Consider the following 25,522-nt stretch of genomic DNA (forward strand, 5'->3'; position numbering starts at 1 on the left):
GGCAGACCTCTCGCAAAAAAGCCGCCCTCGGGCGGCTTTTTTCTTGGCCGGCAGAAGAGGCGGCTCAGAGGTCGGGCTTGAGCCCGGAGCGCTCGATCACGGGCTTCCAGCGCTGCAGCTCGTCCTGCATGAATTTCGCCAGTTCCTCGGGCGTGCTGCCCACCGGGTCGAAATAGGCGGTCTGCAGGCGGCGCAGCACCTCCGGGTCCTTCAGCACCGCCGCGATCTCGCGGCTCATGCGCTGGACCACGGCCGGCGGCGTGCCCTTGGGCGCCATGTAGGCGAACCAGGGGGAGGCCTGGATGTCGTTGAGGCCCGACTCCTTCAGGGTCGGCAGCTCCGGCAGCAGCGGTGAGCGCTGCGTCGAGGTCACGGCCAGGGCCTTGAGCCGGCCGGCCTTGGCCTGCGGCATGATCGCCACCGGCGGCAGGCACGCGAACTGGATGTCGCCCTGGATCATGGCGGTCACGGCCTGGCCCGATGCGGCGTAGGGAAAGTGCACCGCGAACGAGTTCGTGCGCAGCTTGATCAGCTCCACGCTCAGGTGCGAGATCGAGCCGTTGCCGCTGGACGCGAAGTTGTATTTGCCCGGGTTGCGGCGCAGCGCCTCGAGCCAGCCCTTGACCGAGTCCACGCCGAGCGCATTGGACACCGCGCAGACGTTGGGAGTGGTCGCGGCCAGCGACACCGGGACCAGGTCACGGAACGGGTCGTAGGGCAGGTTCTTGTAGAGCACCGTGTTGTAGACCAGCGGCGCGTTGACCGACAGCAGGAAGGTGTAGCCGTCGGGCGCGGCCTTGCTCGCCAGGTCGGTGCCGGTGTTGCCGCCGGCGCCGGGCCGGTTCTCCACGATCAGCGCCTGGCCCAGGCGCGCGGCCAGCTTGTCGTTGATGATGCGCGCCAGGATGTCGGGCGACGAGCCCGCGCCGAACGGCACCACCACGCGCACCACGCGCTGCGGCCAGTCCTGGGCCTGGGCCGCGCCAGAGCCGAGCGCCAAGGCGAGGGCGGCGCAGGCCGCGAGTCTGGAGCCGAGCTGCTGCTTCATGCCGGTACCTCCGGCACGGCTTCCATGCCGGCGAAATCCTGCTGCTCCCGCGCGATGAAGCCGGCGATCAAGGCCCGGTAGCAGGCCTCGACCACCTCGGGGTAGGCGCCATGCTCGGCGGCCAGTTGCAGCACCTTGTCGATGACCTCCTGCTGGCGCTGCGGCGCCGACACCTGGAAGGCATCGCGCTTGAAGCGCGCGGCGTCCTTCACGTAGCGGCCGCGCTCGGCCAGCAGCGGCACGATGAGGCGGTCGAGCCGGTCGATGTTGGCGCGCACTTCGGCGAGCGTCCGGCACAGGGGCTGGTAAGCGGGATCGCGGTAGCGGCGCAGCGCGGCGCCGTCGGGGGAGGGTTCTTGGTTCATCGGGTGTCTCGGGATCGTGCGATGGAGGGCGCATGGCCCGCAGGAGGCGGGCGGGTGGCACGAGTGTACGCGCGCCGCCACTCATGAAAACCGGCGCGGCTCAGGCCAGGGCACCGCGGAGCCGGCTTTGCCGGGCCGCTGGTGGCGCCCCCTTGAGGGGGAGGCGCCGCAGGCGCTTCGGGGGGGAGGGTTGCTTTAGCCCAGCACGGGCCGGTCCGGCAGTTCGTTGTGGTGCTGCTCGCCCTCGGCCAGCGGGAAATGGCGCACCAGCACGGCCGACAGCTCTTCCAGCGCCTGCGTCAGCCCGTCCTCGAAGCGGCGCTCGCTGAAGGCCTGGCCCATGCGCCGCGTCATGGCCCGCCACTCGGCGGGGGGCACGTGCTGGTTCAGGCCGCGGTCGGCCACCAGCTCGATCGCGTGCTCGGCCAGCAGCAGGTAGACCAGCACGCCGTTGTTGTGCTCGGTGTCCCAGACGCGCAGCTTGCCGAACAGCGTGACGGCGCGCTCACGGGCCGTCGCGCCGCGCCACAGGTAGCTCATCGGCAGGCCGGCCTCCACGCAGATGCGGATCTCGCCGCTGTGGCGCTTCTCGCTGGCGGCCACGCGCTGCATCAGGCGCTTCACCATGGCCGGCGGCACGGCGCGGTGCGTGTCGGACTCGTCGAGCCAGCGGTGCTTGAGGATGCGTCGCAGCGTCTTGAACATCACCAGTCTCCCGAGGCGCCGCCGCCGCCAAAATCGCCGCCGCCGCCCGAGCTGAAGCCGCCACCACCGCCGCCGCTGCTCCAGCCGCCGCCACCTCCACCGCCACTGCCGCCCCAGCCGCCGCCGAAGCCGCCGCGTCCGCGACCGGCCGGCAGCGTGGGCGTGAAGCTGGAGAACAGTGCGAACAGCAGCGCGACCATGGCCGCAAGTCCGGCCACGAAGAGGCTGGAGGTGATGGCCAGCGCCAGCACGCCCACGCCACCGCCCGTGACCAGCGCGCCCAGCTTGCGCCCCAGCAGGCTGCGCAGCACGGCGCCGCCGATCGGCACCGCGAAGAACAGGAAGACCGCCAGATCCATCCAGTCGAAGCCCTCGTCCAGCGGCGAGCCGTGGTGTCGCGTGGCGGTGCCCGCCGGCGCCTGCGGCGCGGGCAGCGCCTCGCCGCTGATGCGCGCCGTGAGCTGGTCCACCGCCGCGTCCAGCCCGGCCGCGTAGTCGCCCTTCCTGAAGTTCGGCGTGATGGCCTCGTCGATCACCTGCTTGGCGGCCAGGTCGGGCACGGCGCCTTCCAGCGTCTTGGCGACCTCGATGCGCACCTTGCGGTCGTTCTTGGCGACCAGCAGGATCAGGCCGTCGCCCACGCCCTGGCGGCCGATCTTCCAGGCGTTGCCCACGCGGTTGGCGTAGGCCGCGATGTCCTCGGGCTGCGTGGTCGGCACCATCAGGATCACCAACTGCGAGCCCTTGGCCTGCTCGAAGGCGGCCAGCCGGGCTTCCAGCGCCTGCTGCTGCGAGGCCTGCAGCGTGCCGGTGGTGTCCAGCACATGGGCCGTCAGCGCCGGAATGGGCTGCAGCGGCTGCGCCCAGGCGGCCAGGGCGAAGCTCGCGAGTGCTATGAAAAAAAGAGCAGCCAGTGACCGGGTGATGCGGACCTGGAGCATATTCGGCACTTATTTCTTGGTGAAATCGACCTGCGGCGGCGTGGCGAGCTGGGCTTCGTTCTGCACGCTGAAGTTGGGCTTGGGCGCATAGCTGAAGGCCATGGCCGTGAGGTTGCTGGGGAAGCTGCGCGCCAGCACGTTGTACTCCTGCACCGCCTGGATGTAGCGGTTGCGCGCCACGGTGATGCGGTTCTCGGTGCCTTCGAGCTGCACCCGCAGGTCGCGGAAGCCCTGGTTGGCCTTGAGCTCGGGGTAGCGCTCGCTCACCACCATCAGGCGGCTCAGCGCGCTGCCGAGCTCGCCCTGCGCCTGCTGGAACTTGTTGAAGGCCTCGGGGTTGTTCAGCGTCTCGGGCGTGACCTGGATCGAGGTGGCCTTGGCGCGCGCCTCCACCACCTTGGTCAGCGTGTCCTGCTCGAACTGGGCCTCGCCCTTGACCGTGGCCACGATGTTGGGCACCAGGTCGGCGCGGCGCTGGTACTGGTTGAGCACCTCGCTCCAGGCCGCCTTGGTCTGCTCGTCCAGCCGCTGGAAATCGTTGTAGCCGCAGCCGCCCAGGGACAGCGTTGCGATGAGGATGAGAAGCCAGCGTTTCATCGGATTGATCTCCTGCCTGTGGAATGCGACGGTAGCATAGTTGGATGCCGATCGATCCGATTCAAGTCCTGCAGGCCGCGCAGCGGCCCGTGTCTGCGGGCCCGCTGCCGCCGTCCCTGCTGGTGGCCGGCGCCACCGGCGCGCTGGGCAACGAGGTGCTGCGCCGGCTGGTGGGCGCGCAGCGCTTCGCGCCGGTGCAGGTGCTGGCGGGCGAGCCGATCCAGGCCGGCCTGCGCGGCGTGCAGCTATTGCAGGTGGCGGCCGGCGGCGCCGCGCACTGGCCACCGGCGCCGGCCGAGGCGGGGCTCATCATGTTCGAGCCGCCGCGCCTGTACCACGACCGCGAGCGCGCGCTGTGGACGCCCATGCCCGGGCAACTGGTCGAGGTGGCGGCCTGGATGCGGCGCAGCGGCGTGCGCACGCTGGCCGTGGTGCTGCCGCATGCGCAGGGGCGGCTGCCCGAGGCGCTCAAGCGCGGCCTTGCCAGCCTGGACGAGCAGGCCGTGGCCGCGCTCGGCTTCGAGCGGCTGTTGATCGTGCGCTCGGCCGGCGAGCCAGCGGCTCGCACTGCCTCCGGGCTGCTGCCCAGGGTGGCGGCCTGGATGCTGTCCGTCTTCAGCTACATGGTGCCCAGCAGCGAGCAGCCGGTGCGCGCGGCCAAGGTCGCCGAGCTGGTGGACGCGGCGCTGCAGCTGGCGCCGCCGGGCATCCACATCGCCGCGCCCGAGCTGGTGTGGCGGGCGGCCCAGGGCGACGTGCGCGGCGTCGCCGCCCAGTGGCTGCGCCCATGACCCCGGCCCGCTGTCGGGCGGGGCGCGCAGGTATGATCGATCATCATGCCCAAAGCCAAACTCCATGCCGCCACGGTGGGGGGCTCCGCCGACGACATTGAAGCGGCCTTCTACGAGGCGCTGCAAGGCGGCGATATCGACAAGCTCATGGCCTGCTGGGCCGATGAGGACGAGATCGTCTGCGTGCATCCCGGGGGGCCGCGCCTAGTGGGCGCCGCCGCCATCCGGACGGCGTTCGACGCCATGTTTGCCAATGGCAGCATCCGGGCCTGGCCGGAGCGGGTGCGCAAGGTCGATTCGCTGGCCAGCGCCGTGCACAACGTGCTCGAGCGCATCGAGGTCATGACGCCGGAAGGCCCGCACGAAGCCTGGGTGATCGCCACCAACGTGTACCACAAGACGGCGCAGGGCTGGCGCCTGGTGGCCCATCATGCCAGCCCCGGAACGCCCCACGAGGTGCAGGAGGGCAGCGAGGCGCCGCAGATGCTGCATTGACCGGAAAAAGCATGATGTTGTGCTCCATGTCCTTGTCCAGCGGACATTGTCTGCTATGAATTACGTAGCGCCCTTCTGGCTGCCCGGCGGCAATCTGCAGACCATCTGGCCCGCGCTGTTCTCGCGCCGTGCCTTCGGCCCGCCCCCGCAGTACCAGCGCGAACGCTGGGGCACGCCGGACGGCGACTTCATCGACGTGGACTGGCTGGCGCCGCCCGGCGCCTCCCGCGAGCCCCGGGGCGCGGCGCAGCCCCTGCTGGTGCTGTTCCATGGCCTCGAAGGCACCTCGCGCAGCCATTACGCCGAAGCCTTTGCCGATCTCGCGCGCGAGCGCGGCTGGGCCTACGCCGTGCCGCATTTCCGCGGCTGCAGCGGCGAGATCAACCTGGCGCCGCGTGCCTACCACTCGGGCGACTTCGAGGAGATCGGCTGGATCCTGCAGCGCTTTCGCGCGCAATGGAAGCACCAGGGCGGCGGGCCGCTGGTGGCGGTGGGCATCTCGCTGGGCGGCAACGCGCTGCTGCGCTGGGCCGAGGAGATGGGCGAGGCGGCCGCCCCGGTGGCAGAGGCGGTGGCCTCGGTCTGCTCGCCGGTGGACCTCACGGCCGGCGGCCAGGCCATCGGGCGCGGCTTCAACCGGCTGGTCTACACGCGCATGTTCCTCAACACCATGGTGCCCAAGGCGCTGCAGAAGCTCGACCAGCACCCGGGCCTGTTCGACCGCGAGGCGCTGCTGGCGGCGCGCAGCCTGTACGAGTTCGACAACGTCTTCACCGCGCCGCTGCACGGCTTTCGCAGCACCGACGACTACTGGGCGCGGGCCTCGGCCAAGCCGCAGCTCGACCGCATCCGCATCCCGGCGCTGGTGGTCAACGCGCGCAACGATCCCTTCGTGCCGTCCTGGTGCCTGCCGCGGCCGGCCGAGGTGGGCGAGCGCGTGACGCTGTGGCAGCCGGTGCACGGCGGCCATGTCGGCTTTCCGCAGGGGCCGCTGCCGGGGCATGTGCGCAGCATGCCGGACGCGGTGGGCGGCTGGCTGGCCGAGCACAGCTAGGGTTCAGCAGGCACGGCCGTCGGGCCGGGCACAATCCCTCCATGGATGACATCGTTCGCCAGGCCATCGCCAAATGGCCCCACGTGCCCCACTGCTACGGCTGGCTGGGCCTGGATGCGCGCGGCAACTGGTACATGCGCGACGACCGCACCCAGGCGCTCGGGGCTTTCGCCAGCGGCGTGGCGGGCGCCCGGGGTTCGCTGCTGCGGCACGACAAGCTGGTCGACTTCATCCACCGCAACTACGAAAGCGATGCCCAGGGCCAGTGGTTCTTCCAGAACGGCCCGCAGCGCGTCTATGTGGAGCTCGAAGCCACGCCCCTGGTCTGGCGCGTGGGCGGCGATCTGGCCGTCGCGGCGCACACCGGCCGCCCGGCCCGGCCGCAGCGCTGCGTGCTGGACGAGCACGGGCGCCTCTACCTGGACACCGATCTGGGTTTCGGGCTGGTGCACACCCAGGATGTGGCGCTCGCGGCCGAGGCGATCGAGCAGGGCCTGTGGGTGCCGCAGGACATGGCCACGCACGAGCTGCCGGCGCGTTTTGGCTATGTGCGCAGCCCGGCGGCCCGCCAGGCGCTACAAAATCAATAGCAAACAACGACCGGTGGACCTGGACATCGGGCCGATTCGGGCATGAAAAAGCCGGTCGGCGACCGGCTTGGGGGAACAGGCGGGCAGAACGCCTTACTTGGTGGCCTGCGAAGCCGCGGCGGCCGGGGCCGAGGCGGCTGCTGCCGGGGCCTGCGGCTCGGCGAACTTGGCGCCGCCGGCGTTGGCCATGTAGACCACGGCGCGGGCGACCTCGAGGTCTTCGAAGTCACCGCCGCCCTGTGCGCCCATGGCGCCCTTGCCATGCAGGGCCGCGTTCAGCAGGGTGTCATACCCGGTCTTGATGCGCGGGCCCCAGGCGGCGGCATCGCCGAACTTGGGCGCGCCGGCCAGGCCGGCCGAGTGGCAGGTGGTGCACTGGGCCTTGAACACTTCCTCGCCGGTCTTGAGGGCGCGGTTGGCGTCGCGGATCTCCACGGTGCCGACCTTCTGCAGGCGCTCGGCCACGCCCTTGTCGCGCGCCTGCTGGCTGATGCCCCCCAGCGCCATGCTGTCCGCCTCGGCCGTGCCGGCGGGCTTGGCGCCCGACACCACGTAGTACACGAGGCCGATGATGGCGAAGACGGGAACGACGAACGAGAAAAATACCGCAATCAGCAGCTGCTTGGGGTTCTTGATCGGGCCGGTATGGGCTTCTTCGTGGCTGTTATCGCTCATGGCGTCCTCAAAAAATCGGGGGCTTTGAAATCAACCTTTGATTATAGCTGCCGCCCCTGGTAAACCCCTAAACAACGGCCGAGGGGCCGTTGCTCGGGGGCTACCTGCGAGTGAAGAGAGGCGTCGGGGCGTTCAGGACGCCGGCGCGGCCGCCGGTTCCTTCCAGCCGCCGCCCAGCGACTTGTACAGCGTGACCTGGTTCTGCAGCTGCGCCAGCTGGATCTGCAGCGCACCCTGGCGCGCGGTGAACAGCGAGCGCTGGGCATCGAGCAGGTCGAGGTAGCTGGCCACGCCGTTGCTGTAGCGCAGGTCGGACAGCTTGTAGCGCGTGGTCTCGGCCTCCACCTGGGCCTGCTGCGCGCGCAGCTGCTCGCCCAGCGTGGCGCGGCCGGCCAGCGCGTCGGCCACTTCGCGGAAGGCGCCCTGGATCGCCTTCTCGTACTGCGCCACGGCGATGTCGCGCCCGGCCCGGGCTGAGTCCAGCCGCGCCTGGTTGCGGCCGGCGTCGAAGATCGGCAGCACCAGCTGCGGCGCCCAGCTCCAGGCGCCGACCGCGCCGCCGCTGAACAGGTTCGACAGCTCGGTGCTGGCCCGGCCCACGCTGGCGGTGAGGGTGATGCTCGGGAAGAACGCGGCGCGCGCCGCGCCGATGCTGGCATTGGCCGAGAGCAGTTGCTGTTCGGCCTGCCGGATGTCGGGCCGGCGCGTGAGCAGGTCGCTCGGCAGCCCGGCCGGCACGTCGGCCAGCAGGGGCACGCCGCTGAGCAGCTCGGGGCCCGCCGGCAGGTCGGCCGGGATCGGCTGGCCCAGCAGCAGCACCAGGGCGTTTTCGTCCTGCGCGCGCTGGCGCTGGGCCTGCGCCAGCGTGGCCTTGGCGGCTTCGAGCAGCGAACGGGCCTGGGCATAGTCCAGCTCGGAGGCCACGCCGTTGTCGAAGCGCAGCTTGGTGAGCTTGAGCGATTCCTCGCGCGTGGTCAGGGTTTCGCGCGTCAGCGCCAGCAGCTCGTTGTCGGCCAGCCAGTTGAGGTAGCCGTTGGCGACCGACGCCACCAGGCTGATCTGCACCGTCTTGCGCGCTTCCTCGGTGGTCAGGAAACTGGCCTGGGCCGACTGGCTGAGCGCGCGCACGCGGCCGAAGAAGTCGAGCTCGTACGAGGTGACCGACAGCCCGGCCGTGGCCACGCTGGAGAGGCCGGGGCCGGTAGCGCTCGGGTTCTGGCGCGTTTCGGTGACGGCCGCGCTCACACTGGGCAACTGGTCGGCGCGCTTGATCTGGTACTGCGCGCGGGCCTGCTCGATGTTGAGCACGGCGATGCGCAGGTCGCGGTTGTTCTGCAGGGCCAACTCGATCAGCCGCCTCAGCCGCGCGTCGCTGAAGAAGTCGCGCCAGTCGATGTCGGCCGCCGCCTGGCTGGCCGGCGCGGTGGCCGCCGGGGCGGGCCAGGTGGTGGCCACCGGGGCGGCCGGCCGCTCGTAGGCCGGGATCATCGAGCAGCCCGCCAGCAGCAGGGCAGCAGCCAGCGCGCTCAGGGCCGGGAGGGAAGAGGTGTTATGCATGAGGGGTTTCTCCCACGCCGGCATGCTCGGCATGTTCGGCATAGATCTTTCTCTGGCGCTCGCTGCCTTTGAAAATCGAGCGCACGACCACGAAGAACGTCGGCACGAAGAACACGGCCAGCGCCGTGCCGGTCAGCATGCCGCCCAGCACGCCGGTGCCGATGGCGCGCTGGCTGGCCGAGCTGGCGCCCGTGGCGATGGCCAGCGGCAGCACGCCCAGCATGAAGGCCAGCGAGGTCATGACGATGGGGCGGAACCGCAGGTGGGCCGCGGCCAGCGCCGACTCGACCACGCCCTTGCCCTGGGCCTGCAGGTCCTTGGCGAACTCGATGATCAGAATCGCGTTCTTGGAGGCCAGGCCGATGATGGTGATCAGCCCCACCTGGAAGTACACGTCGTTCGACAGGCCGCGCAGCAGCGTGGCCAGCAGCACGCCCAGCACGCCCAGCGGCACCACCAGGATCACCGACATCGGGATCGACCAGCTCTCGTACAGCGCGGCCAGGCACAGGAACACCGCCAGCAGCGCGAAGCCGTAGAGCAGCAGGGCCTGCGAGCCGGCGAGTTTTTCCTCGCGCGACTGGCCGGTCCACTCGAAGCCGAAGCCCTCGGGCAGCTTGGCCGCCAGGCGCTCCATCTCGTTCATGGCGTCGCCCGTGCTGTAGCCCTGCGCGGCGTCGCCGCCGATGCGCATGGCGGGGTAGCCGTTGTAGCGCACGGTCTGCATCGGGCCGCTGATCCAGCGCGTGGTGGCCACGGCCGACAGCGGCACCGTTTGGCCCTGCGTGTTGAGCACGTTGATCCGCAGGATGTCCTCGGGCTGCATGCGCGCGGCGGCCTCCGCCTGCACCACGACGCGCTGCATCCGGCCCTGGTTCGGGAAGTCGTTGACGTAGGACGAGCCGAGCGCCGTGGAGATCGCGCTGTTGATCGCGGCGAAGCCCACGCCCTGGGCATTGGCCTTGTCGCGGTCGATGTCGATCTGCAGTTGAGGCGCGTCTTCCAGGCCGTCGGGCCGCACGCCGCTCAGGATCTTGCTCTGCGAGGCCATGCCCAGCATCTGGTTGCGCGCGCCCACCAACGCCTCGTGTCCCTTGCCGCCGCGGTCCTGCAGCCGGAAGGTGAAGCCCGAGGCCGTGCCGAGCTCGGGGATGGGCGGCGGCGACAGCGGGTAGATGAAGGCGTCGCGGATGCCCATGAGCGCGCCGAAGGCACGGCCGGCCAGGCCCTGGGCGCTGTGCCCGGCGCCCTTGCGCTCGGCCCAGTCCTTGAGCGTGACGAACGCCAGGCCGGCGTTCTGGCCCTGGCCCGAGAAGCTGAAGCCCAGCACGCCCACCATGCTCTGCACTTCAGGCTGCTTGAGCATGAAGCCTTCGACCTGCGCCATCACCGACTGGGTGCGCTCGAGCGTGGCGCCCGGGGGCAGCTGCACGTTCACGATGATGTAGCCCTGGTCTTCGTTGGGCAGGAACGAGGAGGGCAGGCGCTTGTAGACCAGCGCCACGGCCGCGATGATCGCCAGGTAGATGATCATCATGCGGCCGCTGCGCCGCAGGATGCGGGCCACCCAGCCTTCATAGCCCTTGGCGGTGCGCGAGAAGCCGCGGTTGAACCAGCCGAAGAAGCCTTTCTTCTCGTGGTGGTGCCCGGCCTCGACCGGCTTGAGCAGCGTGGCGCACAACGCGGGCGTGAGCGACAGCGCCATGAAGGCCGAGAAGCCGATGGAGGCCACCATCACCGCCGAGAACTGGCGGTAGATGTTGCCGGTCGAGCCGCTGAAGAAGGCCAGCGGCACGAACACCGAGATCAGCACCACGGTCACGCCGATGATGGCGCCCGAGATCTGGCTCATGGCCTTGCGCGTGGCCTGCAGCGGCGGCAGCCCTTCCTCGCTCATGATGCGCTCGACGTTCTCCACCACCACGATGGCGTCGTCCACCACGATGCCGATCACCAGTACCATGCCAAACATGGTCAGCACGTTGATCGAGAAGCCCAGCGCCAGCAGCGCGGCGAAGGTGCCCAGCAGGGCCACCGGCACCACGATGGTCGGAATGACGGTGTAGCGCCAGTTCTGCAGGAACAGGAACATCACCAGGAACACCAGCACCACGGCTTCGATCAGGGTCTCGGCCACCTGCGAGATCGAGATCTTGACGAAGCGCGAGCTGTCGTAGGGGATCTCCCACTTCACGCCCTTGGGGAAGTAGCGCTCGAGTTCCTGCATGCGCTGGCGCACTTCCTTGGCCGCGGCCAGCGCGTTGCCGGTGGGCGAGAGCTGCACGCCGATGCCGACCGCGGGCTTGCCGTTCAGGCGCGCCGAGGTCGAGTAGGCCTGGGCGCCGAGCTCGATGCGGGCCACGTCCTTCAGGCGCACGGCGGAGCCGTCGGTGTTGGCGCGCAGCACGATGTTGCCGAACTGCGCGACGCTGCCGAGCTGGCCCGGCACCACCACCGTGGCGGCCATGGTCTGGCCGGGCACGTTGGGCAGGTTGCCGATGCTGCCGGCCGAGACCTGGGCGTTCTGTGCCTGGATCGCGTTGTTCACGTCGCCGGCCGACAGGCCGTAGCTGACCAGCTTGGCCGGATCGATCCAGATGCGCATGGCGCGCTCGGAGCCGAACAGCTGGGCCTGGCCGATGCCGGGCAGGCGCTGGATTTCGGGCACCACGTTGCGCGCGGCATAGTCACCCAGGGCGTCGATGTCGAACGAGGGGTCGTCCGAGGACAGCATGGTGAACAGCAGGAAGTTGGCGCGCGATTTTTCCACGCGCACGCCTTGCTGGTTGACCACGCTGGGCAGGCGCGGTGTGGCGCGCGAGAGGCGGTTCTGCACCTCCACCTGCGCCAGGTCGGCATTGGTGCCGGGCTCGAAGCTCAGCGTGATCTGGCCGGAGCCGTCGGCCTGGCTGACCGACTCCATGTAGGCCAGGCCGGGCGCGCCGTTCATCTCGCGCTCGATCACGGCCAGCACGCTGTCTTCCAGCGTCTGGGCCGAAGCGCCCGGGTAGGCGGCGGAAATCACGATGGTCGGCGGCGCCACCGACGGGTATTGCGCGATCGGTAGCTGGGTGATGGAAACCGCGCCCATCACCATGACGAACAGCGCGATCACCCAGGCGAAGATGGGCCGATCGATGAAGAACTTTGCCATGCAGCAGTCTCCTTATTGCTTGGCTGCGGAGGCCGCGGCGGTCGGGGCGGAGGCGGCTGCCGCGGGGCCGGAGGCTGCTGCGGCCGGCGCCTTGGCCCCGCCGGGTTGCCACGGCACGGGTTTGACCTTGGTGACGCCCGGCATCAGTTTCATGACGCCGTCCACCATGACCTGCTCGCCAGCCTTCAGGCCGTCGAGGATGATCCACTGGTTGCCCTTGGCGCCGCCCACCTTGACGGAGCGCGGGCTCAGGGCGCCGTCGGCGCCGACCACCATCACCGTGTCGCCCTGGGCGGTGCGCGTGACCGCCTGCTGCGGCAGCATGATGGCGTTGCTGGCCTGCGCCTGCTCCAGGCGCACGCGCACGTACAGGCCGGGCAGCAGCAGGCCGCTCGGGTTGGGCACCTCGGCGCGCAGCGTGATCTGGCCCGTGGTGGCGTCCACCGTCAGGTCGGAAAACAGCAGCTTGCCGGCCTGGGTGTGTTCGGTGCCATCTTCGAGCACCAGGCGCACGCTGGCGGCCTCGGAGCCCGGCGCGCGCTTGAGCTGGCCGTCGGCCATGGCCTTGCGCAGCTTCATCACGTCCGTGGCCGACTGGGTGAAGTTCACGTACATCGGGTTGATCTGCTGCACCACGGCCAACTGCGTGGCCTCGCCCTGGCCCACCAGGGCGCCCTCGGTGACCAGGGCGCGCCCGATGCGTCCGGCGATCGGCGCGGTCACGCTGGCGTAGCCGAGATTGATCCTGGCGGTCTGTACCGCGGCCTTGCCGGCGGCCACGTCGGCCTGGGCCGATTTCTGCGAGGCCACGGCGGTGGCGTAGTCTTGCTTGCTCACGGCATTGGCTTCCACCAGCGGCTTGTAGCGCTCGGCCAGCGCGGTGGCCTGGGCCAGGTTGGCCTCGGCGCGCGCCAGCGTGGCCTGTGCGCTTTCGTAGGCGGCGGCATAGGGGGCCGGGTCGATCTGGAACAGCGGCTGGCCGGCCTTGACGTCGCTGCCCTCGCGGAACAGCCGTTTTTGCAGGATGCCGGCGGCACGCGCCCGGACCTGCGCAATGCGCGAAGCCTCCAGGCGGCCGGGCAGCTCGGTCACCAGGCCCACATCACCGGGCGTGACGGTGACCACGCCCACTTCGGGCGGCGGCATGCCGCCTCCACCGCCCTGGGCCTGGGCGGCATCCTTGGCGCCGCAGCCGGCGAGCAGCAGGGCCAGGGCCAGGCCGCCGAGCACGAAACGGCCGGGACGGGCAAACAGCGGATCAGACTTGATATTGCTCAAGGCAGGCATGGGATTCCTTCCGGATGATTGAACGCTTCGGCGCGGGCTGGGGCGCACGGGAGTGCGCACAGCAGTATGGCCGTTAAAAGGGATGATGCAAGTATACATACATTGTTGAATGTATAGTAGGGGCTGTTGGGAAAACTCGCCCCAGGCGTGGGCACTGGAGACATGCAATGGTTCGACGTACCAAGGAAGACGCGCTCGCCACGCGCAACAGCTTGCTGGATTCTGCCGAAATTCTGTTTCAGGCGCATGGCGTGTCGCGCACCTCGCTGAACGACATCGCCCAGGCCGCCGGCACCACACGTGGTGCCATCTACTGGCACTTCAAGGACAAGGCCGATCTTTTCAATGCCATGATGGAGCGGGTGACGCTGCCGATGGAGGATGCGCTGCTCAAGGTCGACGACGGCATCGCCGCCGACCCGGTGAAGCACATGCGCGCGGCCATGCTGCATGCCCTGCACAAGACGGCCCATGACGAGCAGACGCGCCGTGTCTTCGAAGTGGCCACTCACAAAGTTGAGTACGTGGATGAGCTGAGTGCCGTGCGCGAGCGCCACCTGAGCGTGCGCAACGAATGCCTGACCCGTGTGGCGCAGGACTTGCGTGCCGCCGCCCGGCAACGGGGCCACCGCCTGCCCATCCCCGCGCCCGCGGCCGCACATGGCCTGCATGCCCTGATCGACGGGCTGATCCAGAACTGGCTGCTCGATCCCCAGGCGTTCGACCTGGTGGCCACCGGCCGAAAAGTCTTCGATACCTACCTGTCGGGGCTGGGTCTGGCTGGTGACCCGCAACCCGCTGCGGCCGATGAGGGATAATGCAGCCCTGCTTACAGCAAGAAACACGCGGCTGTAGCTCAGTGGATAGAGTATTGGCCTCCGAAGCCAAGGGTCGTGGGTTCGATCCCCGCCAGCCGCACCAATGAATTTGATCTGTTTTCTTGTCGCCCGCCGACTGGATGGGTTCCGCATGTAAGCGCTGGTGCAAGCTGGCTGTATCCACGTCTTTCTACGCCGTTCTACACGGCAGCATGGTGCCGCTCGCCGGCAATCACCGTCCAGTCCTCGCTCCAGTCAAACTGGAATACCTCGCCCGGGCCGAACCCCAACGGGACGAAGGTGTCACGCCCAGTGTTCCGCCACGCTTCCTCTGACTTGTGCGGATTCTTTTCTATGGCCTTGTCTCTCGGCAGCGAGCACGTGTCCCAGGGGCTTTGGCCAGCAGTGGCAACGCCCAGGGCTTTCTGCGGCCGCTTCCGCTTGGCCAGCTACTGCCGGGCCGGGGCCATGCCAACAATGGCCTCTCTAGGCTTGCTTGCCGCCCTGCTGGTACTGCGTGAAGTTTTTTTTGTTTTTCCCATGGATGTAGTCCGAAACCGTGATCGGCGGATACTTCTCCATGCCTTCGGGGAAGCCCAGGTCTTCCGGGCTCACGACAGCGTCGGGGTCAGGGTCGAAGAAGATCGCGATCGAGTGGCGCTCGTTGCCTGAGCGGTTGATCACGCGGTGCAGGTTGGAGCTCAGCGTCTCGTTCGACCAGCGGTTCAGCAGGTCGCCGATGTTGCAGACCAGCGTGCCCGGGATCGGCGTGGCCGCGACCCATTCGCCTGTGCGGTTGCGCACCTGCAGGCCGCCGTTCATGTCCTGTAGCAGCAGGGTGAGCACGCCGAAGTCGGTGTGCGGCGCGGAGCCGAAGCGCTCTTCGCTTTCGTCCTTGGCGGTGGACACGGGGTAATACACCAGCTGCCCCCGCGCCATCGGGCTGGTGTAGCGCTGCTCGAAAAAGTCAGCGCCGCGCCCCAGCCCCACGGCAATGGCGGACAACAGCTTGCCACCCACGCGCTGGATCTCGTCGTAGTAGGGCAGCAGGTCGCGGCGCAGCGCCGGGAAGGACTCGTCGGGCCAAGTGTTCTCGGCCACCAGCGAGTCCACGCCCTTGCGGGCGTCCAGGCGCGGGTGCCATTGCTCGGGCCCCCAGAAGAAGATTTCCTTCAGGTCGTGGGTCTTGGAGCCTTCGAGTTTGGCCATGCCCGTGGCCATCCAGCCGCGCTGGCTGGTGTTGACGGGCGTCCGGGCCTTGACCTCGGCGGGCAGCGCGAAGTAGCCGCGCATGGCGCGGCTGGCGCCGTCGATCACGGCCGGGGCGATGCCGTGGTTCTTGACGTAGAAGAAGCCGATGCGCTGCGACGCTTCGACGATCTGGCTGGCCACCGCTTGGACGGCACCCGGCGTGCCGGCGACCAGGTCGGCGAGGTCGATGACGGGGATGTCGTCCAGCTCGACGGACTTCGCGTCGGCATAGGCGGTGGATGAAGAGGTGGTGGGGCTCAAGGGATGTCTCCTGATGAGGGGCGGGCGTTACAGCCGTTCCCTCCACCCGTACGCGGGCGTGCTGCTGCTCGGGTAGCCGAAGTTGCGCGGCTCCAGGCCCGACTGAAACCACTTGACGAAGGTATAGACGTCGTACACCGGGATGCCCAGCTCGTTCTGCAGGCGCCAGGAATACGGCGCCATGTTGTGGCACTCCAGCACCAGGGCGCCAACGTCGGGGTGGCGGTCGCGCATCTCGTAGCCGGCGGCCAGCACTTCTTGCTCCGCGAGGGCGTAGTCCATCTCCATCTCGTCACCGAGCAGGACGCGGGTGAACTCGCGGCCGTTCTCGGTGCCCACGATCGGCGTGTCCAGCGGCGCACCCACGGCAGTGAGGTGCTCAGCGTCCAGCCGCTGCGCCTGCACGGTGAGCACGCCCACGCGCTTGCCGGCTGGCAGCAGGGCCTGCACCAGCGGAATCTGCATCAGCGACGAGCTTGCCACCGGCACGCCAGTGTGCGCCGCGAGCTGCTTCTGGAAAATGCCCAGGAAGCCGCCGGTGGTGGTGATGCCGTCGGCGCCTTCGCGCACCAGCTCGGCCGCCGCCTCGAGGAAGGCCGGGCCCAGCCCCTTCCCCTTCTCGTGCACCACGACGCGGGCCGTGGCGCCCTTGACCACCTTGTACAAAACCGGGAACGGCCAGGTGGCGGCGTGGCCGGTGTCGCCCGGCACGCGCGGCCACTTCGTCTCCAGCATCAGGATGCCGACACGTGCGCCGTACACGGTCTTGCCGCCGCGCGCTTTTCTCGAAACCATCGATTTCTCCATTTTTCAAGTACTCCGAATTCGTTCCGCCCTACTTCGGCGAAAGGTCCACCACCTTGGAGAGTTCGCGCCAGCGCGCGCTATCCTCGGCGATCATTTGCTGGAACTGGTCGATGCTGCCGCCCTTGACCTCCAGCCCCTGCGGCTCCAGCCGCTTTTTCATGTCGGGCGTGCCCAGCAGCGCGTTCACCTCGCGCGACATGAAGTCGACGACCGGTTGCGGCGTGCCGCGTGGCGCCATCAGCCCGATCCACAGCTTGGCGACAACCTGGGGCAGGCCGGCTTCCGCGAAGGTGGGAACGTCGGGCAGCGACTCGAGCCGCTTCTCGGCGGCCACCGCGATCGGGCGCACCCTGCCGCTGTCGACCATGGAACGCGCCGAACTCACGTAAGTGAAGAGCAGCGGCACCTGGCCGCTGGCCAGGTCGGGCAGGGCCATGCTGGCGCCCTTGTAGGGAACGGCCGTGAACTTCACCTTGGCCTCCTTGGCCAGCAGTTCCATGGCGAGGTGCGAGACGCTGCCCGAGCCGGTGTGCGCGAAGTTCACCGCGCCTGGCATCGAGCGCGCCTTGGCGAGCACGTCCTGCACGGTGCGGTAGGGCGAGTTGACGCCCGCGTACAGCACCGCCGAACTGTCCACGATGTGGACGATGGGCGCGAGGTCCCGCTCGGGGTTGTAGGGCAGCGACGGGTAGACGTAGGGTGCCACCGAGATCTGGCCGTTGCTCGCCAGCAGCAGCTGGTAGCCGTCGTTCGGCGCGCGGGCGATCTGCTGCGTGGCGATGGTGCCGCCGGCCCCGCCGAGGTTATCGATCACCCAAGGCTGGCCGGTGGTGCGCTGAAAGGCCTCGCCCAGCGGCCGGCCCACCGCGTCGAGCGCGCCGCCGGCAGCGAACGGGATCAGCACGCGGATCGGTTTGGCCGGGTAGCTGCGGGCTTGAGCGAAGACCAACCCCATCGCGAGGGCCAGCGCAATGGCAACGGCGATGGCGGCGGAACGGCGGGATGTCACGCGAAGACGGTTCAACATCAGGTACTCCGAATCAAACGAGCGAAGAGGCACACTCTAGGTTTTTGCCGGGCATCAGTCTTGCGACATCTCGGAACAGGAGTTTTCCGAAAATAGAAAGGCCGGCCTGCCGCCAGGTATCCACCATGTCACCTGCTCTGAACCTCGATCTCGTCTCCCTGCGCATCTTCGTGCTCGTCTGCGAAGCCGGCAGCCTTTCGCGCGTAGCTCAGCAAGAGGCGCTGGTGGTCTCCGCGATCAGCAAGCGCATCGCACAGCTGGAAGACCGCGTGGGCACCCGCCTGCTTGATCGGCGCATGTCTGGCGTGGCGCCCACCCCGTCGGGCCTCACGCTGCTGGAGCATGCCCGGGCGATGCTGGCGATCATGGACGACATCGAGCGCGACATCGTGGCGCGGGCGCGCCTGCCTCAAGGCCAGGTCCGCGTATTCGCCGCGGCCGCCGCGCTGGCCGAACAGGTGCCCGAAGACGTCGCGGAATTTCTCACTGCCGTCGGGCACGAAGGCATTCGCGTGTCCGTCGAGGAGCGGTTGAGTCATGCCGTGGTCGAGGGCGTGCGCAGCGGCGCCGCAACGCTCGGCATTTGCTGGGACGTGGTCGACAGCGGCGCCCTCCACGCAGTGCCCTACCGCACCGACCATTTGGGGTTGGTGGTGCCCGACGGCCACCCGCTGGCCGGGCGCGAGGCCGTCCGCTTCAGCGAAACCCTGCCGTACGACCACATCGGCTTGCCCGCGGCCAGCAACTTTCAGACGACGCTGCGCGACGCCGCCCGCGTCTCGGCAGAGGGCCTGCACTACCGTGCGGTCGTGGAAACCTTTGAAGCCGCCGCGCGGCTTGCGCGCGCTGGCGTCGGGGTCGCCGTCGTCCCGCGCGAGGTTGCCTTCAAGGCCTTGCCGCAGGAAGCCCGGCAGCGTGGCTTCGTGCCGCTGTCCGATGGCTGGGCCACGCGCCGCTTCATCATCTGCTGCCGCAGCCGCGACCAGCTGAGCGTTGCTGCAGGCATGTTGTTCGACTTCATGGCCAGCCGCGGGGACTCGCTGTGAAGGCTCAAGAGGTTGTCTCTGTTCATCCGAGTCGAGTGCGCGCAAGTGGCTGGGCCGCTACCTGGCACTGGGGCTGGCTGGCCTGGCCTGGACTTCAAGGGGTCTGACCCCAGCGAAGCTGCACGGGCTTCAACGTCCGCGGGCCTGGTGCGGCACCACCGTGTGGCGCTTGGGGCCGTGCTGGCCGGCAGGCGCGCCGCCATGGCGGTGCTGCGGGTCCGCGGCCGTGGCGGGCGGGGCGGACCGGCCATCAGGCGGGCTGACCTGGCCCGGCGGCTGAACGGAGAACAGGGCGCGGTACTGTGCGACCAGTGCGCTCCAGCCCGGGCTGGCCCAGATCGCCAGCAGGACGACCAGGACGAACAGAATGGCGACGAATGTCATCTCCATGGCGTACCTCCATCGGAAACGCGAACGAACCTCCCGTGCCTGGCCCCATCCTACGCCGATTCAGGGCGCCGGGGTTCGCTGTTTTTCAGGGCCAGGGCCTGTTCGTACAAGGTGTTGCGGGGAGCGCCGGTGATGTCGGCCGCCAGCTTCACGGCGGTCTTCAGTGGCAGCTCCTGCAGCAGCAGCGCGAGCACGCGCTCGCCGTCCGCCGCGGCGGGCGCGGCCGGCGCCGGGTGCAGCACCAGCACGAATTCGCCGCGCGTGCGGCTGGCCTCGGCGGCCAGCCAGGCCGGCAGCTCGGCGGCTGCCACGTCGGTGATCTGCTCGAACTGCTTGGTCATTTCCCGCCCGACCGTGAGCTTGCGCCCGCCCAGCGCCGCCAGGGCCTGGGCGAGGGCTTCGATGCGGTGCGGCGCCTCCAGCAGCACCACGGCGCGCGTCTCCTGCGCCAGCGCCAGCACGGCGGTCTCGCGTTCGGTCGTCTTGGCCGGCAGGAAGCCGGCAAACACGAAGCCGCTGCCCTCGGCCACGCCCGCCACGCTGAGCGCGGTGGTCACGCTGCTGGCGCCGGGCAGGGGCACTACCGGCTGCGCGGCCGCGCGCACGGCGGCAACCAGCCGCGCCCCGGGATCGCTCACGGCGGGGGTGCCCGCATCGCTGGCATAGGCGATGCGCTGGCCCTGCTGCAGCCGTTCGACGATGGTTTGCGCCGCCTGCGCCTCGTTGTGCTGGTGCACGGCGATCAGTTGCGAGGCCGTCTTGTCGATGCCGTAGGCGCGCAGCAGCGCCTGGGTGTGGCGCGTGTCCTCGCAGGCCACCGCATCCGCCAGGCCGAGCACGTGCAGCGCCCGCAGCGTGATGTCGGCCAGGTTGCCGATCGGCGTGGCCACCACGTACAGTGCGCCGTGCGGATAATGCTGCGAGGCCGCCGCTTCGCGCGCGGCGTGCAGGGCGGAGGCAAAAGAAGCGCTCAATGGAATTCCTCAAAAAGATCGCCGGCCTGTCCCGGCCGGCCACCACCAAGCAGGCGGGCGACGCCGCTGAAGACCAGGCATTGGCCTACCTGCAGGTTGCCGGGCTGCGGCTGCTGGAGCGCAATTATCGGACGCCCGGGCGCGGCGGCGGCGAAATCGACCTCATCATGCGCGAGCGCGACGGCACGCTGGTGTTCGTGGAGGTGCGCCGGCGCTCGCATGCGTCGCATGGCGGCGCGGCGGCGAGCGTGGGCCGGGTCAAGCAGCGCCGCATCGTCTTCGCGGCCCGGCACTACCTGATGCGCCTGCGCGAGCCGCCGCCCTGCCGCTTCGACGTGGTGGTGGTGGAAGACGGCATCGAGTGGCTGCGCGCGGCCTTTGACGCGGCATGAGGTTTTTCATGGGCATACATCCGGTTTCACAGGCCGCGGTTATCATCACTCTCCATGCTTGAGCAACGCATCCAACAGCACTTTATCGACAGCGCCGACCTGAAGTACCAATCGGCCCAGGTCCTGAGCAAGCCCGTTGCGGCCGCCGTGCAGGCGATCCTGGCCTGCGTCACCAGCGGAGGCAAGGTGCTGGCCTGCGGCAATGGCGGCTCGGCCGCCGATGCGCAGCATTTCGCCGCCGAATTCGTGGGTCGTTTCGAGCGCGAGCGGCCCGAGCTGGGCGCGATCGCGCTGACCACGGACACCTCCATCCTCACCGCGATTGCCAACGACTACGACTACAACGTCATCTTCTCCAAGCAGGTGCGCGCGCTGGGGCAGGCCGGCGACGTGCTGCTGGCGTTCTCCACCAGCGGCAATTCGGCCAATGTGCTGGCTGCCATCGAGGCCGCCCATGAGCGCGAGATGACCGTGGTGGCGCTGACCGGCAAGGGCGGCGGCAAGATGGGCAGTGCCCTGCGCGAAACCGACGTGCATGTCTGCGTGCCCCATGACCGCACCGCCCGCATCCAGGAGGTGCATCTTCTGGTCCTTCACTGCATCTGCGACGGCGTGGATGCGCAACTACTCGGAGAACAGGAAGTCCCAACATGAAATTCAATGCAAAGCGCCTGGTCCTGGCGATGCTGGCTGCGGCCAGCCTGGGCGGTGGTTTGACGGCCTGCGTGCCGCTGGTGGTGGGGGGGGCTGTCGTGGGCGGCTCGCTGATGGCCACCGATCGCCGCACTTCCGGCGCCCAGGTGGAAGACGAGGGCATCGAGCTGCGTGCCAACAACCGCGTGCGCGAGAACCTGGGCGACCGCGCCCACGTGAACGTGACCAGCTACAACCGCCAGGTGCTGCTGACCGGGGAAGTGCCCACCGCGCAGGACAAGCAGCTGGTGGAGCAGGTGGTGTCGCGCGTGGAGAATGTGCGCGCCATCGTCAACGAGCTGGGCGTGATGGGCAATTCCACGCTGACGCAGCGCTCCTCCGACTCGCTCGTGACGGGCAAGGTCAAGGCCTCGCTGGTCGACGCCAAGGATATCTACGCCAATGCCTTCAAGGTGGTGACCGAGCGCGGCACGGTCTACCTGATGGGGCGTGTGACGCAGCGCGAGGCCGACCGCGCCACCGAGATCACCCGGGGGGTGAGCGGCGTGCAGCGCGTGGTCCGGGTCTTTGAAATCATCACCGAGGAAGAGCTGAAGAACATGCTGCCGCAGCCGGCCAAGCCGGGGCAGGGCAGCACGCCGCCCAATAGTTGAGAAAACAGGCTGGGGTCCAGGCCAGCCGGACGCCGGGTGCTATTGAATAGATAGCACCCGGTTTTTCATTTGAGGCGCCGGATCAGGCTGGACGTGTCCCAGCGCTGGCCGCCCAGGGCCTGCACATCGGCGTAGAACTGGTCCACCAGCGCCGTCACGGGCAGGCGCGCACCATTGCGCTTGGCCTCGTCGAACACCAGGCCGAGGTCCTTGCGCATCCAGTCCACCGCGAACCCGAAGTCGAACTGGCCCGCGATCATGGTCTTGCCGCGGTTGTCCATCTGCCAGCTCTGCGCCGCGCCCTTGCCGATCACGTCGAGCACCTGGGCCATGTCCAGCCCGGCGTTCTGGCCGAAGGCGATGGCCTCGCTCAAGGCCTGCACCAGCCCGGCGATGCAGATCTGGTTGACCATCTTGGTGAGCTGGCCAGCGCCACTGTCGCCCAGGCGCGTGAAGGCCCGCGAGAAGGCCATGCCGACCGGCTTGGCTGCGTCGAACGCCGCCGCGTCGCCGCCGCACATCACCGTGAGCAGGCCGTTCTGCGCGCCGGCCTGGCCGCCCGAGACCGGGGCGTCGACGAACTGCAGGCCGAGTTGCCGGCCGGCGGCATACAGTTCGCGCGCCACGTCGGCGGAGGCCGTGGTGTGGTCCACGAAGATCGCGCCGGCCTTCATGCCGGCGAAGGCGCCGTCGGGCCCGAGCACCACGCTGCGCAGGTCGTCGTCGTTGCCGACGCAGCAGAACACGATCTCGGCGCCGGACGCGGCCTCGCGCGGCGTCGGCGCCGTGCGGCCCCGGAACTCGCCGGCCCAGGCCGCGGCCTTGGCCGCGCTGCGGTTGTAGACCGTGACCTGGTGTCCCGCCAGCGCGAGGTGGCCGGCCATCGGAAAGCCCATCACGCCCAGGCCGAGGAAGGCCACCGGGCGCGCGGGCGTGGGTTCGTAGATGCGGGAGTTGGTGCTGTTCATGGTGTGCGGATCAGAAAACAAACGAAGGGGAGGGCATCGCAGAAGTATGCACCTCCGCCATGCATGCCTTCCCGCCGCAAAGAGGGAGGAGGCAAGGCGCCGCGGCGTGCGGCGCCTGGGAGTCAGACAATCGCGAGGTGCTCGGTGCCGGCGGCCAGATCCTGGGTCTTGGCGCGCTGGCTGTTGAGCTTGATCTGCAGCCGCAGGTCGTTCACCGAATCGGCGTTGCGCAGCGCATCCTCATAGGTGATGAGGTTGCTCTCGTAGGCGTCGTACAGCGCCTGGTCGAAAGTCTGCATCCCGAGGTTGCGGCTCTTCTTCATGATCTCCTTGATCTCGGAGACTTCGCCCTTGAAGATCAGGTCGGAGATCAGCGGCGTGTTGAGCATGATCTCCACGGCCGCCGCGCGGCCCTTGCCGTCCTGCTTGGGCACCAGGCGCTGCGAGATCATGGCCTTGAGGTTGAGCGAGAGGTCCATCAGCAGCTGGGCGCGGCGCTCCTCGGGGAAGAAGTTGATCACGCGGTCGAGGGCCTGGTTGGCGCTGTTGGCGTGCAGCGTGGCCAGGCACAGGTGGCCGGTTTCGGCGAAGGCCACCGCGTGCTCCATGGTCTCGCGGTCGCGGATCTCGCCCATCAGGATCACGTCGGGCGCCTGGCGCAGCGTGTTCTTGAGCGCGGCCTCCCAGCTGTCGGTGTCGAGGCCGACCTCGCGCTGGGTGACCACGCAGTTCTTGTGCGGGTGCACGAATTCCACCGGGTCCTCGATCGTGATGATGTGGCCGTAGGAGTTCTCGTTGCGCCAGTCCATCATGGCGGCCAGCGTGGTCGACTTGCCCGAGCCGGTGGCCCCCACCAGGATGCACAGGCCGCGCTTGGACATCACCACTTCCTTGAGCACCTGCGGCACGCCCAGGCCGTCGATGGTCGGCAGAATGGCCGGGATCACCCGCATCACCATGCCGACCTTGCCCTGCTGCACGAAGGCGTTGACGCGGAAGCGCCCGACGCCGGGCGGCGAGATCGCGAAATTGCACTCCTTGGTGCGCTCGAATTCGGCGGCCTGCTTGTCGTTCATGATCGAGCGCGCCAGGGCCAGCGTGTGGGCGGCGGTCAGCGGCTGCGGCGACACCTTGGTGACCTTGCCGTCCACCTTCATGGCCGGGGGGAAGTCGCCGGTAATGAACAGGTCGCTGCCGTTGCGGCTGATCATCAGTTTGAGCAGGTCGTTGATGAACTTGCTGGCCTGATCGCGTTCCATGTCGTTTCCTCGATTCTGGCGCTAGGATTTCTGGTCCGTCAGGCGGGCGCTGACCACCCGCAGACGCAGGGAGAGCTTGCGGGCCAGCAGTCCGATCAGGCTGGCGGCCAGCGGCGCGTCGGCCGACATCATCTCGTCGAGCGCATCGGCGCTGAGCACGGCGATTTCGCACTCGTTGAGCGAGGTGCACAGCGAGAAGCGCATGCCGCTGTCGAGCAGCGACATCTCGCCCAGGATGTCGCCCGGCCGGGCCTCGGTCAGCCGCAGCTGCTCGCCCCAGGGCTGCACCCGGTCCACCGCGATGGTGCCGCTCAGCAGCACGATCATGAAGTTGCCGTACTCGTCCTGGCGGATGACATCGCGCTCGGCCGGCACGGTGGCGAAATCGAAGAACTGCTCCAGCCGCGACACGCCGTTTGCGGCCAGCCGGCTCATGTACTTGTCCTTGGCCCACAGCGCCTGCAGCAGCTTGGAGCCGCGCGAGGCGGACAGCCGCTTGGCGCCGATCTCGTTGGCGCGCGCTTCCCAGGGCACCAGCATCGACGGATCGACGCCCAGGTCCGCGAACGCGGTGGTGAACAGCAGGGAGTCGGGCTTGTCCTCGTCCGGGCTGTGCGGGGTGGCCCGTTTGAGAAGTCCGAGGATACCTTTCATGGAATGCTCCAGTGGCGAGGGCCGTCGCGCGGGGTCAGCCCGGGAAGTTTTCGGGCGTCTTGGCCTTGCCGCGGGCTTCGGCCGGACTGATCATGTTGCGTTTGACCAGCTCGGTCAGATTCTGGTCCAGCGTCTGCATGCCGAAGCTGTTGCCGGTCTGGATGGCCGAGTACATCTGGGCCACCTTGGCCTCGCGGATCAGGTTGCGGATGGCGCTGGTGCCGAGCATGATTTCGTGCGCCGCCACGCGGCCGGAGCCGTCCTTGGTCTTGCACAGCGTCTGCGAGATCACGGCCTGCAGCGATTCCGAGAGCATCGAGCGCACCATCTCCTTCTCTTCGGCCGGGAACACGTCGATGATCCGGTCGATGGTCTTGGCGGCGCTGGAGGTGTGCAGCGTGCCGAACACCAGGTGGCCGGTTTCGGCCGCCGTCATGGCCAGGCGGATGGTTTCCAGATCCCGCATTTCGCCCACCAGGATCGCGTCCGGGTCCTCGCGCAGCGCGGACTTCAGCGCGGCGGCGAAGCTCAGCGTCATGGGGCCGACTTCGCGCTGGTTGATCAGGCACTTCTTGGATTCGTGCACGAACTCGATCGGGTCTTCCACCGTGAGGATGTGGCCGTACTCGGTTTCGTTGAGGTAGTTGACCATGGCCGCCAGCGTGGTCGACTTGCCCGAGCCCGTGGGGCCGGTCACCAGCACCAGGCCGCGCGGCTTGAGCGCGAGGTCGCCGAAGATCTTGGGCGCGTTGAGCTGCTCGAGCGTGAGGATCTTGCTCGGAATGGTCCGGAACACGGCGGCCGCGCCGCGGTTCTGGTTGAAGGCGTTGACGCGAAAGCGCGCGAGGCCGTCGATCTCGAACGAGAAGTCGCACTCCAGGAACTCTTCGTACTGCTTGCGCTGGCCGTCGTTCATGATGTCGTACACCATGCCATGCACCTGCTTGTGGTCCAGCGGGTCCACATTGATGCGCCGCACGTCGCCATGGACGCGAATCATCGGAGGGAGCCCGGCGGAGAGGTGCAGATCGGAAGCCTTGTTCTTGACACTGAATGCCAGCAGCTGGGTGATGTCCACGAATCCCTCGAGGTTTGGTATGGTTAGGGCG

The 25,522-nt window shown here is 68.7% G+C and carries 27 protein-coding genes and 1 tRNA gene; 10 read left to right on the forward strand and 18 right to left on the reverse strand.

Going from position 1 to position 25,522, the window contains the following annotated elements; all coding sequences use genetic code 11:
- Window positions 1-64: 64 nt before the first annotated feature.
- From MMF98_RS15470 to MMF98_RS15490, 5 genes are all read right to left on the reverse strand, one after another.
- Complete coding sequence (locus MMF98_RS15470) at window positions 65-1,048, reverse strand: Bug family tripartite tricarboxylate transporter substrate binding protein (RefSeq protein ID WP_243307503.1); 984 nt, start codon at window positions 1,046-1,048, stop codon at window positions 65-67.
- Window positions 1,045-1,413, reverse strand: a complete 369-nt coding sequence (locus tag MMF98_RS15475; RefSeq protein WP_243307505.1) for a chorismate mutase — start codon at window positions 1,411-1,413, stop codon at window positions 1,045-1,047. The genes MMF98_RS15470 and MMF98_RS15475 overlap by 4 nt, the downstream gene beginning before the upstream one ends.
- Window positions 1,414-1,608: 195 nt before the next feature.
- Window positions 1,609-2,118 carry a TPM domain-containing protein gene (locus MMF98_RS15480; protein ID WP_243307507.1) on the reverse strand — a complete coding sequence of 170 codons (510 nt, stop codon included), beginning with the start codon at window positions 2,116-2,118 and terminating at the stop codon, window positions 1,609-1,611.
- Entirely contained in the window at window positions 2,118-3,059 is a 942-nt protein-coding gene (locus tag MMF98_RS15485) for a TPM domain-containing protein (protein ID WP_243307509.1), read from the reverse strand. Before MMF98_RS15485 ends, MMF98_RS15480 begins: the two co-directional genes overlap by 1 nt.
- A 9-nt stretch (window positions 3,060-3,068) precedes the next feature.
- Window positions 3,069-3,656, reverse strand: coding sequence for a LemA family protein (locus tag MMF98_RS15490; RefSeq protein ID WP_243307510.1), 588 nt, complete (start codon window positions 3,654-3,656; stop codon window positions 3,069-3,071).
- 44 nt (window positions 3,657-3,700) lie between these two features.
- Here MMF98_RS15490 and MMF98_RS15495 point away from each other — a divergent pair, with 44 nt between their 5' ends.
- The 4 genes from MMF98_RS15495 to MMF98_RS15510 are packed head-to-tail and all read left to right on the forward strand — an operon-like array spanning window position 3,701 to window position 6,586.
- Window positions 3,701-4,447 (forward strand): Rossmann-fold NAD(P)-binding domain-containing protein, encoded by a 747-nt coding sequence (locus MMF98_RS15495; RefSeq protein ID WP_243307512.1) that lies wholly within the window; start codon window positions 3,701-3,703, stop codon window positions 4,445-4,447.
- Window positions 4,448-4,492: 45 nt separating this feature from the next.
- The gene (locus tag MMF98_RS15500; protein ID WP_243307514.1) at window positions 4,493-4,942 is read left to right on the forward strand and encodes a YybH family protein; all 450 of its coding nucleotides are present in this window, start codon (window positions 4,493-4,495) and stop codon (window positions 4,940-4,942) included.
- A gap of 55 nt (window positions 4,943-4,997) precedes the next feature.
- Entirely contained in the window at window positions 4,998-5,996 is a 999-nt protein-coding gene (locus tag MMF98_RS15505) for a YheT family hydrolase (RefSeq protein ID WP_243307515.1), read from the forward strand.
- Between the two features lie 41 nt (window positions 5,997-6,037).
- Window positions 6,038-6,586, forward strand: coding sequence for a DUF2946 family protein (locus tag MMF98_RS15510; RefSeq protein ID WP_243307516.1), 549 nt, complete (start codon window positions 6,038-6,040; stop codon window positions 6,584-6,586).
- A 93-nt stretch (window positions 6,587-6,679) separates the two neighbouring features.
- Here the strand turns inward: MMF98_RS15510 and MMF98_RS15515 are convergent, their stop codons facing one another.
- The 4 genes from MMF98_RS15515 to MMF98_RS15530 all read right to left on the reverse strand — a co-directional run bounded on the left by MMF98_RS15515 (window position 6,680) and on the right by MMF98_RS15530 (window position 13,259).
- On the reverse strand, window positions 6,680-7,261 hold the full coding sequence (locus MMF98_RS15515) for a c-type cytochrome (protein ID WP_243307517.1): 582 nt from the start codon (window positions 7,259-7,261) through the stop codon (window positions 6,680-6,682).
- Window positions 7,262-7,393: 132 nt separating this feature from the next.
- Window positions 7,394-8,818: an efflux transporter outer membrane subunit gene (locus MMF98_RS15520; RefSeq protein WP_243307518.1), complete on the reverse strand. Its 1,425-nt coding sequence runs from the start codon at window positions 8,816-8,818 to the stop codon at window positions 7,394-7,396.
- Window positions 8,811-11,972 carry an efflux RND transporter permease subunit gene (locus MMF98_RS15525; protein WP_243307519.1) on the reverse strand — a complete coding sequence of 1,054 codons (3,162 nt, stop codon included), beginning with the start codon at window positions 11,970-11,972 and terminating at the stop codon, window positions 8,811-8,813. Before MMF98_RS15525 ends, MMF98_RS15520 begins: the two co-directional genes overlap by 8 nt.
- A 12-nt stretch (window positions 11,973-11,984) precedes the next feature.
- Complete coding sequence (locus tag MMF98_RS15530) at window positions 11,985-13,259, reverse strand: efflux RND transporter periplasmic adaptor subunit (protein WP_243307520.1); 1,275 nt, start codon at window positions 13,257-13,259, stop codon at window positions 11,985-11,987.
- 167 nt (window positions 13,260-13,426) lie between these two features.
- Between MMF98_RS15530 and MMF98_RS15535 the strand changes: the two genes are divergently transcribed.
- Complete coding sequence (locus MMF98_RS15535) at window positions 13,427-14,077, forward strand: TetR family transcriptional regulator (RefSeq protein ID WP_243307521.1); 651 nt, start codon at window positions 13,427-13,429, stop codon at window positions 14,075-14,077.
- 27 nt (window positions 14,078-14,104) lie between these two features.
- A tRNA-Arg gene (locus MMF98_RS15540) sits at window positions 14,105-14,180 on the forward strand.
- 383 nt (window positions 14,181-14,563) lie between these two features.
- On the opposite strand, the gene MMF98_RS15545 is transcribed toward MMF98_RS15540, so the two are convergent.
- The 3 genes from MMF98_RS15545 to MMF98_RS15555 are packed head-to-tail and all read right to left on the reverse strand — an operon-like array spanning window position 14,564 to window position 17,423.
- Window positions 14,564-15,589 carry an isopenicillin N synthase family dioxygenase gene (locus tag MMF98_RS15545; RefSeq protein ID WP_243307522.1) on the reverse strand — a complete coding sequence of 342 codons (1,026 nt, stop codon included), beginning with the start codon at window positions 15,587-15,589 and terminating at the stop codon, window positions 14,564-14,566.
- A 27-nt stretch (window positions 15,590-15,616) separates the two neighbouring features.
- Window positions 15,617-16,384: an aspartate/glutamate racemase family protein gene (locus tag MMF98_RS15550; protein ID WP_243307523.1), complete on the reverse strand. Its 768-nt coding sequence runs from the start codon at window positions 16,382-16,384 to the stop codon at window positions 15,617-15,619.
- 40 nt (window positions 16,385-16,424) lie between these two features.
- Complete coding sequence (locus tag MMF98_RS15555; RefSeq protein ID WP_243307524.1) at window positions 16,425-17,423, reverse strand: Bug family tripartite tricarboxylate transporter substrate binding protein; 999 nt, start codon at window positions 17,421-17,423, stop codon at window positions 16,425-16,427.
- A gap of 125 nt (window positions 17,424-17,548) precedes the next feature.
- On the opposite strand from MMF98_RS15555, the gene MMF98_RS15560 reads away from it, so the two are divergent.
- Window positions 17,549-18,469 (forward strand): LysR family transcriptional regulator, encoded by a 921-nt coding sequence (locus MMF98_RS15560; protein ID WP_243307526.1) that lies wholly within the window; start codon window positions 17,549-17,551, stop codon window positions 18,467-18,469.
- A 129-nt stretch (window positions 18,470-18,598) separates the two neighbouring features.
- Here the strand turns inward: MMF98_RS15560 and MMF98_RS15565 are convergent, their stop codons facing one another.
- Window positions 18,599-18,859 carry a hypothetical protein gene (locus tag MMF98_RS15565; protein WP_243307527.1) on the reverse strand — a complete coding sequence of 87 codons (261 nt, stop codon included), beginning with the start codon at window positions 18,857-18,859 and terminating at the stop codon, window positions 18,599-18,601.
- Window positions 18,860-18,909: 50 nt separating this feature from the next.
- Window positions 18,910-19,833 carry a 16S rRNA (cytidine(1402)-2'-O)-methyltransferase gene (gene rsmI / locus MMF98_RS15570; protein ID WP_243307528.1) on the reverse strand — a complete coding sequence of 308 codons (924 nt, stop codon included), beginning with the start codon at window positions 19,831-19,833 and terminating at the stop codon, window positions 18,910-18,912.
- Here rsmI and MMF98_RS15575 point away from each other — a divergent pair.
- Genes MMF98_RS15575 through MMF98_RS15585 form a run of 3 tightly spaced genes read left to right on the forward strand, consistent with a single transcriptional unit; the run spans window position 19,833 to window position 21,532 of the window.
- Entirely contained in the window at window positions 19,833-20,225 is a 393-nt protein-coding gene (locus tag MMF98_RS15575; RefSeq protein ID WP_243307529.1) for a YraN family protein, read from the forward strand. The two genes, rsmI and MMF98_RS15575, sit on opposite strands and share 1 nt — an antisense overlap.
- 54 nt (window positions 20,226-20,279) lie before the next feature.
- The gene (locus MMF98_RS15580; RefSeq protein ID WP_243307530.1) at window positions 20,280-20,879 is read left to right on the forward strand and encodes a phosphoheptose isomerase; all 600 of its coding nucleotides are present in this window, start codon (window positions 20,280-20,282) and stop codon (window positions 20,877-20,879) included.
- Entirely contained in the window at window positions 20,876-21,532 is a 657-nt protein-coding gene (locus tag MMF98_RS15585) for a BON domain-containing protein (RefSeq protein ID WP_243307531.1), read from the forward strand. The genes MMF98_RS15580 and MMF98_RS15585 overlap by 4 nt, the downstream gene beginning before the upstream one ends.
- Before the next feature lie 65 nt (window positions 21,533-21,597).
- Here MMF98_RS15585 and MMF98_RS15590 read toward each other — a convergent pair whose 3' ends face one another.
- From MMF98_RS15590 to MMF98_RS15605, 4 genes are all read right to left on the reverse strand, one after another.
- Window positions 21,598-22,500 (reverse strand): NAD(P)-dependent oxidoreductase, encoded by a 903-nt coding sequence (locus tag MMF98_RS15590; protein ID WP_243307532.1) that lies wholly within the window; start codon window positions 22,498-22,500, stop codon window positions 21,598-21,600.
- Window positions 22,501-22,622: 122 nt separating this feature from the next.
- Window positions 22,623-23,759, reverse strand: coding sequence for a PilT/PilU family type 4a pilus ATPase (locus tag MMF98_RS15595; protein ID WP_243307533.1), 1,137 nt, complete (start codon window positions 23,757-23,759; stop codon window positions 22,623-22,625).
- A gap of 21 nt (window positions 23,760-23,780) precedes the next feature.
- Window positions 23,781-24,413, reverse strand: coding sequence for a cyclic nucleotide-binding domain-containing protein (locus MMF98_RS15600; protein ID WP_243307535.1), 633 nt, complete (start codon window positions 24,411-24,413; stop codon window positions 23,781-23,783).
- Window positions 24,414-24,447: 34 nt separating this feature from the next.
- Entirely contained in the window at window positions 24,448-25,491 is a 1,044-nt protein-coding gene (locus MMF98_RS15605; protein WP_243307537.1) for a type IV pilus twitching motility protein PilT, read from the reverse strand.
- Window positions 25,492-25,522: the final 31 nt, after the last annotated feature.

The sequence above is a fragment of the Variovorax terrae genome, from assembly GCF_022809125.1.
Classification (GTDB): Bacteria; Pseudomonadota; Gammaproteobacteria; order Burkholderiales; family Burkholderiaceae_C; genus Variovorax_A; species Variovorax_A terrae.